This window comes from Mucilaginibacter hurinus, from assembly GCF_003324525.1.
Lineage (GTDB): Bacteria > Bacteroidota > Bacteroidia > Sphingobacteriales > Sphingobacteriaceae > Mucilaginibacter > Mucilaginibacter hurinus.
This window is the reverse complement of record NZ_QGDC01000008.1, coordinates 160,396-178,072: the sequence shown is the minus strand read 5'-3', so window position 1 is coordinate 178,072 and position 17,677 is coordinate 160,396. Positions and strand designations below refer to the sequence as shown.

The 17,677-nt window shown below is 39.6% G+C and carries 17 protein-coding genes and 3 tRNA genes; 10 read left to right on the top strand and 10 right to left on the bottom strand.

Going from position 1 to position 17,677, the window contains the following annotated elements; translation table 11 throughout:
- Nucleotides 1–28: 28 nt before the first annotated feature.
- Together DJ568_RS14835 and DJ568_RS14830 are read right to left on the bottom strand one after the other, a co-directional pair.
- On the bottom strand, nt 29–1,273 hold the full coding sequence (locus DJ568_RS14835; RefSeq protein ID WP_114006074.1) for a site-specific integrase: 1,245 nt from the start codon (nt 1,271–1,273) through the stop codon (nt 29–31).
- A 290-nt stretch (nt 1,274–1,563) separates the two neighbouring features.
- Nucleotides 1,564–1,636: transfer RNA gene (locus DJ568_RS14830), tRNA-Lys, on the bottom strand.
- Between the two features lie 315 nt (nt 1,637–1,951).
- On the opposite strand from DJ568_RS14830, the gene DJ568_RS14825 reads away from it, so the two are divergent.
- The 5 genes from DJ568_RS14825 to DJ568_RS14805 all read left to right on the top strand — a co-directional run bounded on the left by DJ568_RS14825 (nt 1,952) and on the right by DJ568_RS14805 (nt 4,528).
- A tRNA-Leu gene (locus DJ568_RS14825) sits at nt 1,952–2,035 on the top strand.
- A gap of 67 nt (nt 2,036–2,102) precedes the next feature.
- Nucleotides 2,103–2,186: transfer RNA gene (locus DJ568_RS14820), tRNA-Leu, on the top strand.
- Nucleotides 2,187–2,257: 71 nt separating this feature from the next.
- Complete coding sequence (locus DJ568_RS14815; protein ID WP_114006073.1) at nt 2,258–3,322, top strand: acyltransferase family protein; 1,065 nt, start codon at nt 2,258–2,260, stop codon at nt 3,320–3,322.
- A gap of 114 nt (nt 3,323–3,436) precedes the next feature.
- Nucleotides 3,437–4,009 carry a hypothetical protein gene (locus tag DJ568_RS14810; RefSeq protein WP_114006072.1) on the top strand — a complete coding sequence of 191 codons (573 nt, stop codon included), beginning with the start codon at nt 3,437–3,439 and terminating at the stop codon, nt 4,007–4,009.
- A 279-nt stretch (nt 4,010–4,288) separates the two neighbouring features.
- Nucleotides 4,289–4,528, top strand: coding sequence for a hypothetical protein (locus DJ568_RS14805; protein ID WP_114006071.1), 240 nt, complete (start codon nt 4,289–4,291; stop codon nt 4,526–4,528).
- A gap of 274 nt (nt 4,529–4,802) precedes the next feature.
- On the opposite strand, the gene DJ568_RS14800 is transcribed toward DJ568_RS14805, so the two are convergent.
- Both DJ568_RS14800 and DJ568_RS14795 read right to left on the bottom strand, forming a co-directional pair.
- Entirely contained in the window at nt 4,803–5,183 is a 381-nt protein-coding gene (locus DJ568_RS14800; RefSeq protein WP_114006070.1) for a hypothetical protein, read from the bottom strand.
- A 132-nt stretch (nt 5,184–5,315) separates the two neighbouring features.
- Nucleotides 5,316–5,669, bottom strand: coding sequence for a hypothetical protein (locus DJ568_RS14795; RefSeq protein WP_114006069.1), 354 nt, complete (start codon nt 5,667–5,669; stop codon nt 5,316–5,318).
- Between the two features lie 264 nt (nt 5,670–5,933).
- Here DJ568_RS14795 and DJ568_RS14790 point away from each other — a divergent pair, with 264 nt between their 5' ends.
- Complete coding sequence (locus tag DJ568_RS14790; protein WP_114006068.1) at nt 5,934–6,578, top strand: HAD family hydrolase; 645 nt, start codon at nt 5,934–5,936, stop codon at nt 6,576–6,578.
- A 70-nt stretch (nt 6,579–6,648) separates the two neighbouring features.
- Here DJ568_RS14790 and DJ568_RS14785 read toward each other — a convergent pair whose 3' ends face one another.
- On the bottom strand, nt 6,649–8,250 hold the full coding sequence (locus DJ568_RS14785) for a capsule assembly Wzi family protein (RefSeq protein ID WP_233496700.1): 1,602 nt from the start codon (nt 8,248–8,250) through the stop codon (nt 6,649–6,651).
- Between the two features lie 225 nt (nt 8,251–8,475).
- Between DJ568_RS14785 and DJ568_RS14780 the strand changes: the two genes are divergently transcribed.
- The 4 genes from DJ568_RS14780 to DJ568_RS14765 all read left to right on the top strand — a co-directional run bounded on the left by DJ568_RS14780 (nt 8,476) and on the right by DJ568_RS14765 (nt 14,008).
- Complete coding sequence (locus tag DJ568_RS14780; protein ID WP_114006067.1) at nt 8,476–11,505, top strand: glycosyltransferase family 117 protein; 3,030 nt, start codon at nt 8,476–8,478, stop codon at nt 11,503–11,505.
- Between the two features lie 54 nt (nt 11,506–11,559).
- Nucleotides 11,560–12,333: a DNA-formamidopyrimidine glycosylase family protein gene (locus DJ568_RS14775; RefSeq protein WP_114006066.1), complete on the top strand. Its 774-nt coding sequence runs from the start codon at nt 11,560–11,562 to the stop codon at nt 12,331–12,333.
- 93 nt (nt 12,334–12,426) lie between these two features.
- On the top strand, nt 12,427–13,089 hold the full coding sequence (locus DJ568_RS14770; RefSeq protein WP_114006065.1) for an MBL fold metallo-hydrolase: 663 nt from the start codon (nt 12,427–12,429) through the stop codon (nt 13,087–13,089).
- Nucleotides 13,090–13,210: 121 nt separating this feature from the next.
- A complete protein-coding gene (locus tag DJ568_RS14765; protein WP_114006064.1) occupies nt 13,211–14,008 on the top strand; it encodes an alpha/beta hydrolase in 798 nt (265 codons plus the stop codon).
- Between the two features lie 57 nt (nt 14,009–14,065).
- On the opposite strand, the gene DJ568_RS14760 is transcribed toward DJ568_RS14765, so the two are convergent.
- From DJ568_RS14760 to DJ568_RS14745, 5 genes are all read right to left on the bottom strand, one after another.
- Nucleotides 14,066–14,698 carry an HAD family hydrolase gene (locus DJ568_RS14760; RefSeq protein ID WP_114006063.1) on the bottom strand — a complete coding sequence of 211 codons (633 nt, stop codon included), beginning with the start codon at nt 14,696–14,698 and terminating at the stop codon, nt 14,066–14,068.
- A gap of 166 nt (nt 14,699–14,864) precedes the next feature.
- Complete coding sequence (locus tag DJ568_RS17260) at nt 14,865–15,008, bottom strand: hypothetical protein (RefSeq protein WP_158534944.1); 144 nt, start codon at nt 15,006–15,008, stop codon at nt 14,865–14,867.
- Nucleotides 15,009–15,274: 266 nt separating this feature from the next.
- Complete coding sequence (locus tag DJ568_RS14755; protein WP_114006062.1) at nt 15,275–15,481, bottom strand: hypothetical protein; 207 nt, start codon at nt 15,479–15,481, stop codon at nt 15,275–15,277.
- 130 nt (nt 15,482–15,611) lie between these two features.
- The gene (locus DJ568_RS14750) at nt 15,612–16,862 is read right to left on the bottom strand and encodes a metallophosphoesterase (RefSeq protein WP_114006061.1); all 1,251 of its coding nucleotides are present in this window, start codon (nt 16,860–16,862) and stop codon (nt 15,612–15,614) included.
- A gap of 154 nt (nt 16,863–17,016) precedes the next feature.
- Nucleotides 17,017–17,370 carry a hypothetical protein gene (locus DJ568_RS14745; RefSeq protein ID WP_114006060.1) on the bottom strand — a complete coding sequence of 118 codons (354 nt, stop codon included), beginning with the start codon at nt 17,368–17,370 and terminating at the stop codon, nt 17,017–17,019.
- Between the last annotated feature and the right edge of the window lie 307 nt (nt 17,371–17,677).

The following is a 17,677-nucleotide window of genomic DNA, read 5'->3' as shown; positions in this document are numbered from 1 at the left end:
ATCACAATTTGTGATATCAAGATGAATACTACGACACCTTCAATAACCCTTGTTCACAAAAAATCCTACTTTCTAACGCTTTCATGTTATTGCTGATTTTACGCTTAGTTATCTTGGCATAAATTTGGGTTGAGCGTAAGTCTTTGTGGCCTAATAATTTTCCTACAGTTTCTATAGGGACATCATTTTCAAGAAGAACCGTTGTTGCAAAAGTGTGCCTTGCGGTGTGCGTTGTGAGTGCTTTCTTAATTCCGCAAATCGTTGCGACTTCTTTGATATAGGCATTATATCGGACGTTGCTATTAACGGGCAGTAGCTTGTTTTCTTCAACACAGTAAGGGTGATTTTTATACTTCTCAATTATTGCCAGTGCAATAGGCAATAAAGGCACAGTTTCTTCAACACCCGTTTTCTGCCGGTCCTTTGTAATCCACAGCTTACCGTCCAAACCTTTGAAAATATTTGCTGGTTCAAGATTATATACTGTTTCATAGGCATAACCAGTAAAGCAACAAAACACATATACATCTCGTACTTCAGCTAAACGTTCTACAGTGATTTCTTTTTCATACATTCCGACTAGCTCATGCATTTCTAGCGTTTCTCTATCTGGATCAACGTAGGTGCATTTAAATCCTGAGATTGTATTGTGCTTTATCCAGCCCTCATCAATAGCCCGATCAATGATCTGCTTTAATGTCTTCACGTACTTCATTGCGGTGTTGTCGCCAATGTTATCCATTGTTAAATGATGAAAGAAATTAACTGCAAAAGCCATTTCAATATCTTCTAAGGCTATATCGCCTAGTTTTAATTTTTTCCTTAAGAAATCCTGTACTTTATCTTTCAGTCGCTCATAGCGAGCTAACGTGCCTTTGCTTCCCTTGTTTTTACTTACCCGCTCGGCAAACTCTTCGTTGTGGAGTTTGAATGCCTGCATCAGTGTTTTTTGTAAAATCTGTTTGGGCATATAGGCATCTTTAACCATAGTTGCAGTTACTCTTTTATTTACTGCTACAAGCTGGTTGTAGTGCTTTTCTAATTCTACTCTTGTTTTCGCCACATAGCTATTTATCAATTTATAGTCTGGGCAATTCATACCTGCGATAGCCGCCTTTTCATCCCATGCATCAGGATGAATTTTTTTACCAGATGAAAAGCCGTCGCGCTTTCCATTAATTGTAATCCTTACCCAAATTGGCACTAAACCATCTTTAGATGCTTTTTGACGGTTTAGCCAAAACAGGATGGACAGATCTTCATTTACTTTCATGAGATTTTGTTTAAAAATGAAACGATATGTTTTTAAACTGAAAATCAAACTAATACAAGGCACCAGTATTAATTCGGTAACCTAATTTCGGAAAAACCAATAGGTTACCGAATAGGTTACCGATTACTTTGAATTAGATTGAACTAACCTGCATTAAAATTCTTAAGAAAAGCAGAGGGGGAGGTTTGAAAAAATGCTGTTTCTAAGCTAAAAACAGCGTTTAAACAAAAAAAAGCCTCTTTTTCAAGAGGCTTTTACTTCAAAACGTTCGACCTGTTGGGTGGTCTTTGTGATCCCGCTGGGACTCGAACCCAGGACCCCAACATTAAAAGTGTTATGCTCTACCAGCTGAGCTACGGAATCATCATTTACCGTTTCCGATAAAGTGGTGCAAATATAGGAGTATTGGGTTAAGTGTGCAAACCTTATTTTTAATTATTTTTATGCGTTAATTAACGCCCTTATTGCGAGATGATTATGATAGTAAATTTTTTTTGATAAGACTGCCGCTGAACATAGGAGGTCGTTTTTTGGGGTTTAAGGGCCAATAGTGCACATTTATCTTTTGCGCTTGGTTACTTCCAGGGGGCGGGTGTTGCTGAGGTAATTTTATATTTATATAAAGCAATTGCATGAAAGCATTATATTTGCAGCCTTAACTTTAAAGTTATAGGTTAGGCCCGGGTGGCGAAATTGGTAAACGTTGCGGTCTCAGAAGCCGTTGAGAATTGTCTCTTGAGAGTTCGAGTCTCTCCTCGGGCACGCCCTTTGTCAGGTATATGATGTGAGCAAGCTTTTTGGTCAGATCTTATACCTGAAAATTTATAAAGCCCGGGTGGCGAAATTGGTAGACGCACCATCTTGAGGGGGTGGCATTCGTAAGGATGTACGAGTTCGAATCTCGTTCCGGGCACAATCCAATTTATACAAGCCGTGTATTTACTGTTCCGGTTTTTTTTCAATACCGATTTGTTAATATAGTTAATGCAAACATTAGATACCGTAATTATACGCGGAAACAATAATTTCGGTTTAGTACGCTTAATTACTGCTTCACTAGTCATATTTAACCATTCGTCAGCCTTATTTCCTAAAGGCTATCATATGCCCGAAACTGGCTATTTACGTCTTTGGGTATTCTTTTTTTTAAGTGGTTTGTTTATAACGTCAAGCTATGGCAACTCAAAAACACAGGTTTCGTTTATTATAATGCGTATGTCGCGATTATGGCCCGCTCTGATTGTATGTACCCTGCTAACCGTTTTTGTTATGGGGCCGCTGGTAACGAGTCTGTCTTTAAATGAGTATTTTACAAGTGAGGTAACCTGGAAATACCTTGTGAGCAATTCAATTATATTTAATATCAAATATTATTTGCCTGGTGTTTTTACTACCAATTACTTCAAGGATGTGGTTAATAATCCTTTGTGGACCATACCGATGGAATTAAAGTGTTATGGCATAGTATTCGGGTTGGGGTTTTTAGGTTTGTTTAAAAGCAAGGTTACAATGCTGACAGGCTATATGGTAATGATCATATACCTCTTTAACACTAAGATGAATTTTTGGGAAATTACATCCGGTAGTATAACGCTTTACATGTTGTTTTTCGCAGGCAGCATATGCTATTTTTTTCGGAAATATATTTACATTGACTACCGGATTGCATTGTGTTTGATATTTCTTTTGACGCTCACTCATTTCGCAACTATTCATCAAATTGTGTCAATGTTAATCCTTCAATTCGCACTTATATATACCACGCTTGTTTTGGGTGCTTCGCGGATTTTTAAAAAGGTTAAACTACCAGGTGACTATTCGTACGGGGTTTATATATATGGTTTTATAGTACAGCAAACTATTGCGCATTATTTGCCAGATATATCACCTTTAGTTAGTATTGTTTACACCATGCCGGTAGTAATTATTTTAGGAGGCTTGTCCTGGCACTTAATTGAAAATCCTGCATTAAAGTTCGGCAAAAAGCTCGCCAGAATGAATGGAGATGAGCGCTCACGATGGCGAAAGAGCCTGCTGAGCAGATCCTAAACGGCATGTACTCGGACAACGGTAGTTAAAAAATGTTAAAAATTTAGGTTGCTGAGATTTCTGGTTGCTTTTTTAAATTGTTTATCAGTACTTTTATAATTATACCTGGATGGGATGGTGGCACCATATTTTAAACATATTTTTTACGGATGCCTGTTGCTTTTTTTAGCAATTGCTTCGGGCTGTCGTAAAGATGACAATCTTGAACAAACTGCCAGCAACCTCCACAATTCATCAGTTGAAAAAACTTCCGGTACTTTTTTAGCTAAGTCAGGCAAACTCAAGGTAAAGATTGACGATACCACTTATGTTTTTGATGCTGTTAAGGACAGTATTGCATTTGTAAACGTTGATACCGCGGGCAACCGCTATTTTGGATTAACGGCTATTAATAATGGTCACAATGTAAGCTTCGGTATCAGCGGTTTAGGCACGCCCGATGCTAAGGTTACAACCAATGTGGCAGGCAGCCAGTTATTATTTAATAATAAAAGTAATCTACCGGAGGAATATACTTTAAGTAAATCAGCGCATAAACTGGACTTGGGCAACCTTCATTTGAAAAAGTACCATAATGGCAAAGGGAAAGTTTTGGCAAAGGGCACTTTCACCACGTACCTTGCTAAAGACACCCTTCCTGATTCACCGCTGCATAAAGTGACTGGAAGTTTTGACCTGGAAAAGTAATCGTGATTTCCAGACTTAGAGCGATAGTTTTCCGGCACATCCCTATTAACTATACAAGTTTTACTCCTGGCATTCATTAAAATATAAATCAACCATTCTGCACCGCGTTTTGTTGTAATCCATGTATCTGCACTGGTGTAAGCTATATAATAGTTCGCTATGCGCTATTAGCATCGTCAACCCGAAGAAACCTGCAGCAAAATAAAAAAAGTATCTTGTTGTGTAATTCTCAATGATATAATATATATATTTGCAAAGTAATAACAAATACGTGTATTTATGGAAGATATAATAAATTTCAGGATTTTTTTAAGCTTTCCGCTATTTGGATTATTTATACCAAACCTTGGTTTATTTTTAACGGGTGCTTCAGCTTCAGCTTTACCGGTTACGCATATTATTATAGGCTGTACATTATTAACCTGTATTGCGGTTTTATCGATAGGTATAATGATGTATAAAAAGAAGCATGGTATAACAAACGATCATGAAAACAATACCCCGATATTAGATTTATAATCTTAACGGGGTTATTACATGTTACCGGAAGCGGTGTACTAAAAAGAAGTTATTGGCATCGCTAATGCCTTGGCTTAACCTAAAATTATTTACATATTGGTTGGTATTGAACAACCGGAGGGCGGTAACAACAAACACGACCGGGGCAGGCCGCCTTTTGTTATAACTATTCAGCTCATCTTAAACAAAAATACCTGCAACATTATCATTGCAGGCATATTGGTCGGTTAATATAAAAAAGGATTTTAGGTACGTATCAAACAGTGTTAGAACACTATGCTGCTGAAGATACGAGATCTTTTTTAAGTCTTTGCACTGTATTTATTAAGCTATCTAATTTGCTGCAATAAGCACTCAGGGGCATTTCGCCCGTGCTATAGCTACCAATTATCTCCTGTAGCTTTGATTGTATTTTTTGATAAGATTCTTCACCACCCGGCGAAACATGTGCGGTAGTTACAACGGTTTCAAATTCTCTCAGGGCCGAGCGTAAGGTGAACATTTTTTGTTCGGCAGCTTGTTTCATAAACAACGGTTCAACCTTCTCTGTATGAAACAAAACTTTACTCACCCGTTTTTTTTGCGATTTATCGAATCGTAATATCATAAAAACTGCAAATCCTGCGATAGCGAATAGTATAATAAAATTTTCCATGCCGGTGAATTTAATCGTTGATATACAATTGCATATATGCCTGTATATACATGTAGATTAATACGGGAACACGTAGTGTTAGGTTACACATAGTTTCAAATTAAACTTTTGTTAAGTGCGTGGAGGACATATTCAATAGTTAACAGAATAGTTATCACTTAATTGGCCTAAGTTAAAATGGTTACCGATAAGTTGATTAAGCGCTGTGTGATAGTCAGTTAACGTCATTTCATTACGCTCATAACTTTCCGTCAATCTTGTAAGCTGTTCTGATAAATATTGCCTGGAGCTTTCACTTACACATTGCTCCGAGGTGTTATGAATGACTCGTAAAAGAGTTGCAACTTTTTGATCAGCGTCTACTAGTAAAGCTATCTTATCACCATTAAAAAAGTTGGTGATTTTAGCATTCTCTCTTTTGTTAACCTCAAATAAAATTATTGCACATACCAATGCAGCAACAACTAAAAGTGTTAAAGTATCCATCCGGTTTATAATTTAGGTTTCCAGATCATTTTGTTAAGGGGTAATCTGGGGTTTATGTATTTAATACGCAACGTAATAACATGAAGTTTAAAATTGTATGCGTTTGTTAGTAAAATTTATTAATGTGGATAACTTCAGTCACTGATAGGAGTATTGAACATGCTTTAATACTAATAGCAGTATAAAATCGATATCGTACTAATGGTTTAAAAACACACCAGTTATACCTCAAAACACGTATTTTTGGTTTTTTAACATTTTCTTATGACTAATAGCTTAATAAATAAATTCGATAGCATAATATTTGATCTCGACGGCACTCTTTGGGATAGCACAGGCAACGTTGCAATTGCGTGGCAGGCTGCTAAGGAGGAAGTACAATACATTAGGCAAGATATCACCGCGGAGGATGTAAAAGGCATAACCGGATTAACCTACACAATCATATTTGAACGTCTTTTCCCTTATCTTAATGACAGTCAACGGGCTGAATTTAAAGCGTTAGCTTCAAAAAAAGAACTTGCCACGCTTGAAGAGCTTGGCGGTGATCTTTTTCCGGGCATCGAAGAAACGCTGCAATATTTGAGTAACAAGTATAAATTGTTTTTGGTAAGTAACTGCCAGAATGGTTATGCCGAAACATTCTTTAAACACAGTAAACTGCAGCATTATTTTTTAGGGTACCAATGTTATGGCACTAAGGGGCAACCCAAATATCTGAATATAATAGATGTAGTAAATGATTTTAACTTAACAGCGCCGGTTTATATCGGTGATACTCAGGCCGATTATGAGGCGGCTACAAAAGCCGGTGTGCCGTTTATTTATGCCGCATATGGCTTTGGTAAAGTAGCTGAGGGGCATATTGCTACGGTGAACTCACTAGCTGAGTTACAGCAAATATTGTAGACTGCCCCAAATTTTTTTATCAGCATTATAGTAATCCAACTTAAAAGCTGAGCCTAATGATCATACGACGTTAAAAGTCCTGGTATAAATTTCTGAAGCTGCTGCGAATACCAAAGGTTAGCAAAGTGGTAGTGGTAGTATATATATTGCTTTTTTCGCGCCTGTACAAACCACCAATTTCAACCCTGAGGTTGGTGCGCGGATTTACTAAAAATGATATTGTGCCGTGGGCATAATGCATACTGGCATTAAGGGTTGTATTGTAATTATCACGTCCGCTGTTAATAAATGGCCTTACAGTACGTACTAAATCCCCGTCTTTATTAATAAAGGCGCTTAAATTATATTTAGCGTACATCAGCTGACCCTGAAAATCAAAACGGCCTGCTGAGTAATTTAATATACCCAGTAACTCATTAAAATCATTGCCTAACGGATGCGCAAGAGGTTCGCCAAACTGCGTAAAGTTGCTTAATCGTTCCGCCCCTGTATACATATTGGGTTCGGCTTTATTATATTCAACAAGATAGTTCAGGCTGCGTACACCAAGCAGGTCTGCGCCACGTACGCCGGCCTGCCAGCCGGTAGTGGTTTTCGTTTCGCCGCCGACTGCTTTAGCCTTATCAAGCAACACTTGGCCATAAACGGCATGTTTGTCAACAAATTTGTACCGGCCTGTAAAACCAGCGATAGAGTTGCCAGGCTGTGATGATGGTCCGATTGAACTGGCAAAAAATAACGGATTTATAAAATTCGCATCAAATCCGCGCCGCTTGCCTGTGTTATCAGCTTCCGGGGCAGTGTAAGCATTATAAAATCCTAAAGCCAGGCGATTAGTTATATTCCAGTCAAAATAATGTACAGCTGTCCATTTGCGTCTATTGTTGCCAAAAACATCAAATTGTTGTACGTTACTATCCTGCATATTTGCCCATACAGCGGTATATTGTACCGGCCCCAGGGTTAAGGTTGTTTTAAAAAACGGATAATTAGCGGCATAATCAGATAGCAATAGCGACCTGTATCCATCACCAATAAATAATTTATCCTGCCCTAATGTAAAATTTAGCTGTTTGATAGGGGAGTAAGATATTATTGCGGTAACGTATGACCAATCTTTTGTATTCGTGCGGCCGTGTTTCCTATCGTAAGCCTGTCCTTGTACAAAACGTAGTTGATTAACGTAATCGTCATAATACTTTGCAAATCTGCCCTGGTTTTCAAAGCCGCTGCTGTAAAAAGAAAATTTATCGCCTATGGTGCCTCCTAGCTGGAAACCGCGTGCATTAAGCCAGGTGGTTTTATTGCCAGATATATCACGTCCGAGTTGCAAATCAACTATCGGGTCAGCATAAAATGTATACTCGGCCTTGCGTACATCAAACAAATGTTCGTTAAATATCTTCCGATAAAGCCAGCTATCTTCAGAGCGGTATGGAGCACCCGTCATTAGCGAATCATATTTCGCTGTAAGTTTTTCGTCCATTAAAAATGGCTTTGATGCAGTATGCGCGGTGTTTTCAATGGAATATACCTCTGCGTTAAATTTTTGGTAAAACTGGTACTGGTACTGCATCGGCACAGACTGTGATTGCCCTTTTTGAACGGAAAATAAAATGATTGTTGCCAGTAAAGCAAAATTACGCCACGGTAAAGCGAAGCTTTTTTTCATGCTCGATAAATATTTGCACAAGATAGAAATTTAAGATGCAAAACTACATAGCGTACTTGATTTTTAAGCTTTAATACCTGCTGGTGGCGGTACGGCATGCAAGCTTGGGGCCATAAGTTTACGCACATTGGCGTTTAGGCAAAGTGCTGTTAAAAAGTGTTAAGTTGAATACACCTGCTTAAAAAATGCAGATATTTGAGCGTCAAAAAAACTTACCTTCAGCATATGCCTTACAATAAAATAAACAACCTGCTTGGTTGGCTTTGTTTTACCATTGCTTCAGTTACTTATATCGCCACGTTAGAACCATCGGTAAGTTTTTGGGATTGCGGTGAATTTATTTCATGCGCATACCGGTTACAGGTATCGCACCAGCCCGGGTACCCGCTATTTGCCATGATAGGTAAAGTATTTTCACTTCTGTCTTTTGGTGATAATTCAAGAGTAGCCTATTTTACAAACCTTTGTTCGGCCATAGCCAGTGGAGCCACGGTAATGTTTTTATTTTGGACAATTACAGCGCTTGCAAAAAAACTTACAGCTGGTACAGGTCTATACCGTGTCACATCAAAATACCGCTATATTGCTATTATGGGTGCCGGCCTTACCGGCGCACTGGCTTTCGCATTTTCAGATACCTTTTGGTTTTCGGCAGTTGAAACTATTGTGTTCGCGTTGTCGGCGCTTTGCATTGCTGTTGTGTTTTGGGGTATATTAAAGTGGGATGCGCATGCAGATGAACCTGGAGCCGACAAATGGCTGGTTTTTATAGCATACGTTATGGGCCTTTCCATCGGCATACACCTTTTAAACCTGCTTACCATACCTGCACTTACCATGGTTTACTACTTTCGCAGGTATAACAACATCACCTTTAAAAGGGGCTTTTTAGTATTTTTGCTGGGCATCGCCTTTCTGGCTTTTGTTCAATATGGCATTATACAATACACCGTTAAGTTTAGTGGCTGGTTTGACTTCTATTTTGTAAACACTTTAAATTTCGGCTTTGGCACAGGCGCCGTGGTGTTTTTCTCATTGCTTGTCGGTGCCCTTATAGCCGCAGTAATTTACAGCATACGTACAAAGAAGTATTATCTTAACGTAGCGCTTATGTGCCTGTCATTCCTGTACTTTGGTTACAGTTGTTTTGCTTATGTGCCTATACGTGCTGCCGCCAACCCTACATTGAATAATAGCCATCCCGATAACGCATTTACGCTGGCAGGCTATTTAAACCGTATACAGTACACACCAAGTCCGTTACTTTATGGGCCTTTTTATGATGCAAAAATCATTGACCGGAAGGATGGCGCGGCTGAATACCGTAAAGGAGATAAAAAATACGAGCTAACGGGGCATAAGCAAGAGTTGGTATGGGATCATAATACCGTATTTCCGCGCATGTTCAGCAATGATGGGCAGGATCCGCAGTTTTATCAGCAATGGATGCAAATACCTGATAATCGCCCACCTAATTTTATAGACAACCTGGGTTTTATGTTCAGTTGGCAGATTTACCAGATGTACGTGCGGTACTTTATGTGGAACTTTGTCGGCCGATATAATGATATGGACGGTCAACAAAGCATGGCCGGACTTGATGGTAATTGGACAACGGGTATTTTTGACGGTTTACGCCATCTTCCAAAGTCGGTTACCCTAAGTAAGTCATACATGCCGCTATACGGACTCCCGCTAATAATAGGATTGCTTGGCATGTACTATCACTTTAAATACAAAAGGCGCGATGCTGTTGTTATTGCCCTGCTTTGGTTTTTCACAGGGATAGCCATCGTACTTTACGTAAATCAACCATCGGTACAGCCGCGCGAGCGTGATTATTCATACGTGGGCTCTTTTTATGCGTTTTCCATATGGGTGGGATTAGGTGTGATAGGCTTAGCCGGTCTGCTGAAGCAAAAACTGGCTGAACGTAACTCGGTATATATAGCTATTACCGTTTCTTTGCTTTTTGCACCGGTATTGATGGCCTGTGAAGAGTGGGGCGGACACGATCGTTCAACCAAGTTAACAGCGCGGGATATGGCCTATAATTATCTTATATCGTGTCCGCCCAATGCTATACTATTTACATTTGGTGATAATGATACCTATCCGCTATGGTATGCCCAGGAGGTTGAAAATATACGGCCGGATGTACGGCTGGTTAATCTTAGCTTATTAACGAGTGATTGGCTGGTGCGTCAGATGCAGCGCAGAATAAATCAATCGGCGCCTTTACCTATTACCATGCCTTTTGACAAGTATAAAGATGGTACGCGCGACGTTATATTCTACAGCGACGCAAAAGTGGCGGGCCATATCGAGCTAAAGGAATTGTTTGATTTTATAACTTCTGATGATCCTCGTACGCATGTAGAGTATACAAGCGGGAGGCACGCAAACTACCTGCCAACCAAAAATTTTAAGTTGACAGTGAACAGGGATGAAGTTGAAAACAATAACGTACTGGCCCGCGGCCAAATGCGCGATGTAGCCGACGCGCTGGAGTGGACTTACAACTCAAACCTGATACTAAGAAATAATTTAACAATACTTGATATCCTGGCACATAACAGATGGGAGCGGCCCGTATGTTTTACCGTTACTGCAGGAATGAGTAATATGATTGGCCTGGATAACTACATGTACCGCGAGGGATTCACTTACCGTTTACTGCCACTTGAGCCCGATACCACAGTTGAAGACCAGGGAGCTAAGATAAATAGCCTTGTGATGTACGATAACGTGATGAACAAGTTCAAATTTGGCAATTTCAAGCATGCGGATTTTCTTGATGAACAGTCGGTAACCATGTTTTACTCGGTGCTTACCACTACATTTTTGACATTGGCTGACGGTTTGATGGCCGAAGGACGAAACGACCTTGCTTTAAAAGTGCTGCGCAGGTATGATGATGTGATGCCCAATATAAATCCATTTATTGATGTGGCCGCACGTAAAGCTTTTATCGCACAATTGGCGTACAGGCTTGGCGACTATCAATTAGCCAACAAGTTTATCGGCTATACTTTTGATTACTTAACAGATGAGATAAACTATAATTACACTAAATACACCAGTGATCCGCGAGATATAGATAGACGAATGGTGCAATTTGGCGTACATATTATAAGCAATATGGCTGGTTATGCAAAAGCCGCAAAACAAACCGCGCTTGCCAACACCCTTGAGCGCCAGCTTAAAGATTATGAGAGTAAATTTGAAGGCATTCTTGCTGAAACGGAAGAATAATGATAGCTGAGTCAACAATCGCCTGGAAACAGGTGTTAACTAAAAAAATATGTTATGCCTGAGTTACCCGACCTGCAAGCTTTTAGTTACAACCTCAATAAAAAATTAACCGGTAAAACGGTTAAAGCTATTAACGCGTACTCAAAAAAACTGAATGTAAGCGAAAAGGAGCTTAATGATACGCTTATAGGCCAGCAGGTGAAACAAGTGTACCGCGATGGTAAAGAGCTGTTTATCAATTTCAGTAAAAACGATGTATTGGCTATGCACTTGATGCTGCATGGTAAGTTGTATTTATTTGAAGGTGCTAATGAAAACAAGTACGCGCTACTGGATATTTATTTTACCGATGATACAGGCTTAACACTCACTGACTTTCAAAAAGCTGCCACGCCAACCTTAAATCCCGCTCCAAAAAGCGCGCCTGACGCCTTGTCTACAGAAGCGACTGAAAAATATTTCAAAACAGTACTTGCAAAAAAGAAAGCCAATATAAAATCGATATTAATGGATCAGCATATTATAAAAGGCATTGGCAATGCTTATGCGGATGAAATTTTGTGGCATGCCAGCATTTCCCCATTTTCTGCAGGCAACAAAATTCCTGAAGATAAAATAAAGCAACTGGTAAAATCAATAAGAAAGGTGCTTACCGAAGCGGAAAAGCAGATATTGAAGTTTGATCCTGAAATTATAAATGGCGAAGTACGCGATTTTATGCTGATACATAACCATAAGAAAACTCATAGTCCTACCGGCGCTGAAATAAAGATCAAAAGCGATTCGCGCAAAACGTATTATACCGATGAGCAGGAGTTGTTTGAATGAAATCCACATGTTATATTACATTAACTTATCCGCAGATAACAGTCCCCTAAAAATAGGCCAAACCTTATGTGTATCTAACAGGTTTAAATCATTATGAAGATTAAAAAGTATCTCCACTCATGCCTTGTTTTTGAGCAGGACGGGTATAAGCTATTATTTGATCCCGGTCAATTTTCATTTGCCGAGGGCCGTGTAACCGCAGATATGTTTGCCGATACTGACAGCATTGTAATTACACATATCCACCCCGACCATTTTGATTTAGATATACTAAAAAGCATTTTAGCCCTAAATAATGCTAAAATATACACCAATAAGCAGGTAGGTGAACAATTGCAAAAGGCTGGCCTGCCTTTCAGTTTAATCGAAAGCGGGAAACATGAGATAGGACCATTTATCCTGGAGGCAGTACCTGTAACGCACGAACCTTTGTTGGATAACCCTGCGCCGCAAATGACAGCGTTTGTAATCAATAATAAGGTGTTGCATCCCGTTGATACATTAAGTGACGAATTACTGGCCTATAAAGGAATTGACGTGTTGTTAATGGTAACAATGGCGCCATTCGCCAATGAACTTAAAATAGCTGCTTTTGCAGATAAACTGCAGCCAAGACAGGTGCTGCCGGTGCATGATGGCTACGCCCGCGACTTTTTTATTAAGCAACGGTATGCCAATTATAAACGACATTTTGAAAAGCAAGGCATACTATTCCACGAAGTGCTGGCTATTGGCGAAGGAATTGATGTTGAATAATTATTGTTTAAATATCTGACAATAAATTAATTAAACTTATTGTTGTGAGCTTTTTTTTCTTTAAATAAAAATGAGCGATACTTGGTATGTTTTTTATTGAACTTCTGTAAAAAACATACCAATGGGAAGCACAATAGTATTTATTCACGGAATGTTCCAGAATCCTAAAAGCTGGGAGAAATGGACTAATTATTTTACCGGGCAAGGCTACAATTGTATAACGCCTGCATGGCCTTTACATGATGGCGATCCTGAAGAGTTGCGTACTAACCCGCCGGAGGGACTTGGCGACTTGCATTTACAGGATATAATTGCAGAAATAGAAGCCGTTGTGAAAGCGCAGGAAAAACCGCCTATAGTAATAGGCCATTCGGTAGGCGGATTAATAACACAAATTTTACTGGCCAAGGGCTTAATCAAAACCGGGGTGGCTATTAGTTCTGTAGCGCCAAACGCAATGCTTTCATTCGACTGGGGTTTTATAAAAAATAGTGCCCTTATAGCCAATCCGCTTAAAGGAAACGAGCCATTTTTTATGGATGAGGAAAGTTTTCATGGTGCATTTTGTAATACTTTAAGCCCCGAAGGGGCCAAATTAGCATATGACGAGTTTGCCACTCATGATAGCAGAAATGTATTACGCGATTGCATGGGTACAGACGGACACATAGATTTGGATATGCCTCATCGCCCCTTGCTGTTGATCGCCGGCGAAAATGACCAGATTATACCGGCATCACTCACTAAAAAGAACGCCGAAGCTTACACTGATGAGGTCAGCATTACGGATTTTAAAACGTTTGCTAACCGCAGCCACTATATATGTGGCGAACCGGGTTGGGAGGAAGTTGCAAGGTATATAAATGAATGGCTTGAAAAACACAAACAAACAGATTATGTGCATAATACCTCAGTATAATATAATGCCCAAACCTTTGAATGCCTTTTGCGCCGCCGGCGTGAAAGGCATTCATTGTTATAATTCCTTGAAGTAGTTTGTTAGTTCAGTAAAGTTGTCAAACTTCAAATCGTAATTGTTTGTAGTGCCGAAACCATAAGTAACCAGTACAAAAGGTACGCCTGCTATCTGGCTTTGCACGCTGTCGCCGTCGGTATCACCAATATAAACCGGACTTTTTAAATTATATCTATCAATCAATAACTTAATGTTATGGTTTTTGGGCTTGTGGTTAACACCGTAAGCTACTTCGTCGGTAATAAAGTCATCAATGCCGGCCCAGTTTATAAAACGGCGTATAACGCCCTCCGCACAATTACTTACTATAAATAGCTTATACCTGGCTGCTAATTGTGCAAGCCCTTCTTTAACCCCGTCATATATAATGCATCCATCCTGCGAAATCTGGGATTGTTTTTGATTTACCTTATTGTATATGTCAAGTTGTTTGTCGCGGTCAAGTCCGGGCATCAGGGTGTCCATAACTTTTTGACCCTCCCAGCCAACCATACCTGCCATCTCGGCACGCGAAAATTGTGAGGTTATCCCACAGTGGTTAAGTATCATGTTCCATGCGCTGGTATAAAGGTCTACTGCATCCCAAAGGGTACCGTCCATGTCAAAAATCAGGCTGTCAGGCTTACGTATCATGCAGCAAACATATTAAAGCACATGCAAAATAATAACACTTATTTTTTCAAAAAAGGGCAGAATATTGTCAGGATTCACCTCAAATAAAACCCCGGCAACATTTAAATATTGCCGGGGTAACATTTGATACTCCACGGGTATAAGCAACACCCGTTTTATCAGAAGATTATTTTTTCTTCATTTTCTTTGTAGTATCTGTTTTGGTGGTATCAGTTTTAGTAGTTTTTTTAGTGGTGTCTTTAGGCGCCGTCTGCGCGAATGTTCCTAAAGTGAAAGCTGAAAGTATCAGCACGCTTAATAACTTTTTCATAGTTTTTAGTGTTTTGTTTTTAATTAACTATAGATAAACAATTCCAAACTATAACGCAATGAAATGAAGCTTGTTGTAAACTTTTTTTAGTATATCGATTGCAAAAAACGACGATATCTCGTAAATGCTTAAAAAACAACTACTTAATTTGTAGTCTTTTTTTCGATAAAATCCGGATTAAATGGTGCTTTCGGGTAGTTTTTTGACCAACGGTAACTATTTTATTGCGGTTGAGGATCTATTTTTCATTAAAATCCGTCTTAAAACTACTTAACTTTTATCACCCTGCCGGTTGGCTTATCATCTGTTGGCTTTGGAATGGCTTTTACAATGGCTATAAGTGCACCCGCCATAATACCGAGTGCCTTAAACCCGAATTTTACGAAAGGTTTCACTTCTTGCCAAACGCTGGTTTGAGGGGTGGCTTTAAACGTATTGGTGTTACGTGGTTGTTCAATATATTTGGTTTCCATAATGCTTAATATATGTGTTGTTGCATATAAAGCATTTATTATGCCACGATTACTTCCTCATACGCTGAACACGACTAAAAAGATAACACAATATTATTTCAAAAAAAAGCAGGTTTTACAAACAAGTTGATCAGCCTCTTTTAAGGGTAAGTACAGTTATTTCCGGCCAAATGCCAAGCCTGCCGCTAAAAGCCAGGAAGCCGAAGCCGCGATTTACGTAAAGTTTACGATTATGGTGCGTTGCAAAGCCTGCCCATTGCAGGTAACGATATTGTACAGGGCTCCACCTGAAACCCTCTGTCTCTATACCGAACTGCGCCCCATGCGTGTGACCTGATAGTGTGAGGTGGACAGGAGTAGCATGATATCTCACTTTTTGCTCCCAGTGGGTAGGGTCATGGGATAGCAGCACTTTAAAAGCGTCTTTGTCAACATTGCGAAGCGCAATATCCAGATCTCCCTTTTGAACAAAGCCATGCCCCCAATTCTCTACGCCTAACAGGTATATTTTTTCGCCATCCTTTTCTAAAGGTATTGCCTCATCACGTAGCAAGCGGAATCCCATGGCTTTATGATGCTTTTTAAGCTGTTCAAGATTCTCTTCTTTTGCCTTCTGGCTGTCCCATTGAATATAATCGCCATAGTCATGGTTTCCTAATACTGAATATTGACCGTATTGCGCTTTTATCTTACTTAACCGGTTAATAAAAGGTGCTACTTCTTCGGCAAGATTGTTTACCATGTCGCCGGTAAAAACAAACAGATCACTTTTTTGGGCAATCACAAGGTCAATACCTTTTTGCATCGCCTCTGGGTTATCTACACTGCCCGCATGGAAATCTGATATTTGCGTAATGGTAAACCCATCAAAGGCCTGTGGCAGTTCTTTAAAATAAACGGTATGCTTATGCACCTTGTAATCATATTTTCCCCTAAACATGGCGTAAAAAAAGCTGGCAAACGGTATAGCAGCTAACAACACAGCCAGTTCACTTATAAACTTACGCCTGGCCGGAAAATAGGGTTCTGTATGCTCGCCACGTCCTGCATTTTGTGTAATACCCACAACAAATCTTCCCAAATCCCCCAATGAAAGTACAATAACAAATACTAGTTTACTTACAAAAAACGCCAGGAATACGCTTAGCGCCCACGAATGGAAATGACTCATCCCGTGCGACATGTCTACATATAAAATAGCAAACAAAAACGTGGCTGTTACAGCTAACGAAAGGATTATGTATCCCCAGGTTAATATAAAGCGCCAGCGTGGCTGCCAATCAGAGGCCCAGGTCCGCAAGCCTGAATAAATGTACCAGTCCAGCAATAATGTGATGGCTGCCAGTATAATAAAAAAAGTAAAAAAACCGCCTCTGCGCATGGGTGCAAAAATGCTGTAATTTGTTAAATCAATAGTAATTAAAGCGTAAAAATAAGGCGCTAGTACCTTAAGGCCGCTACCTTAACAAAAATGCCCCTGTAGTTTATCCAGGGGCATTTTTCAAAGCTAATGCAGGAAATGTCAACAATAAAAGCTAGTCACGATAACGTGCGTGTTTCCAGTGCTTGCCGTGCCCGTGTTTTTTATATTTAATGAACTTGCGGTTATGGCGGTAATCATCACGATAACGTACTGACTTATCTACCACTACAGTGCGGTTATGATACACTACCGGCCGGCGATGATATACCACAGGGCGCTCAACGTATACTACCTCAGGGCGATGATATACTACAGGCCGCTCAACATATACCGGTTCAGTGTAAATAGGCAGATAGGGTGCGGTGCGGCCAAAATTTGCCTGTATACTTATGCCAACCTGCGCATTAGCAGCAGACACGGCTCCGAATGTTAGCACAGCGATCGCAAATACTTTTAATGTTTTCATTTTATTAAAGTTTTAGTTCAAAATAATAAATACAACTACCGGCAACGCTTAACGCACTATCACGTTACCAGCTCACATCATCATATTGCCGGTAGTTGTTTAAATGTTAAACTAAGCAGCTACGCCAGGGTTTAACAGGTTAAAAAAGTTATTGAACGTTGTGACAAAAATGTTACTTGTAATTAGTGACCGGGAAGCATTTTGGATTTTTTTAAACTGTGATTAATTACATACAATTTCTAACTTTAGTGTTGGACGGAAGCCGATAACTAAAAAAAAATTTGCAAAGTACTTGCTAAATATGTAC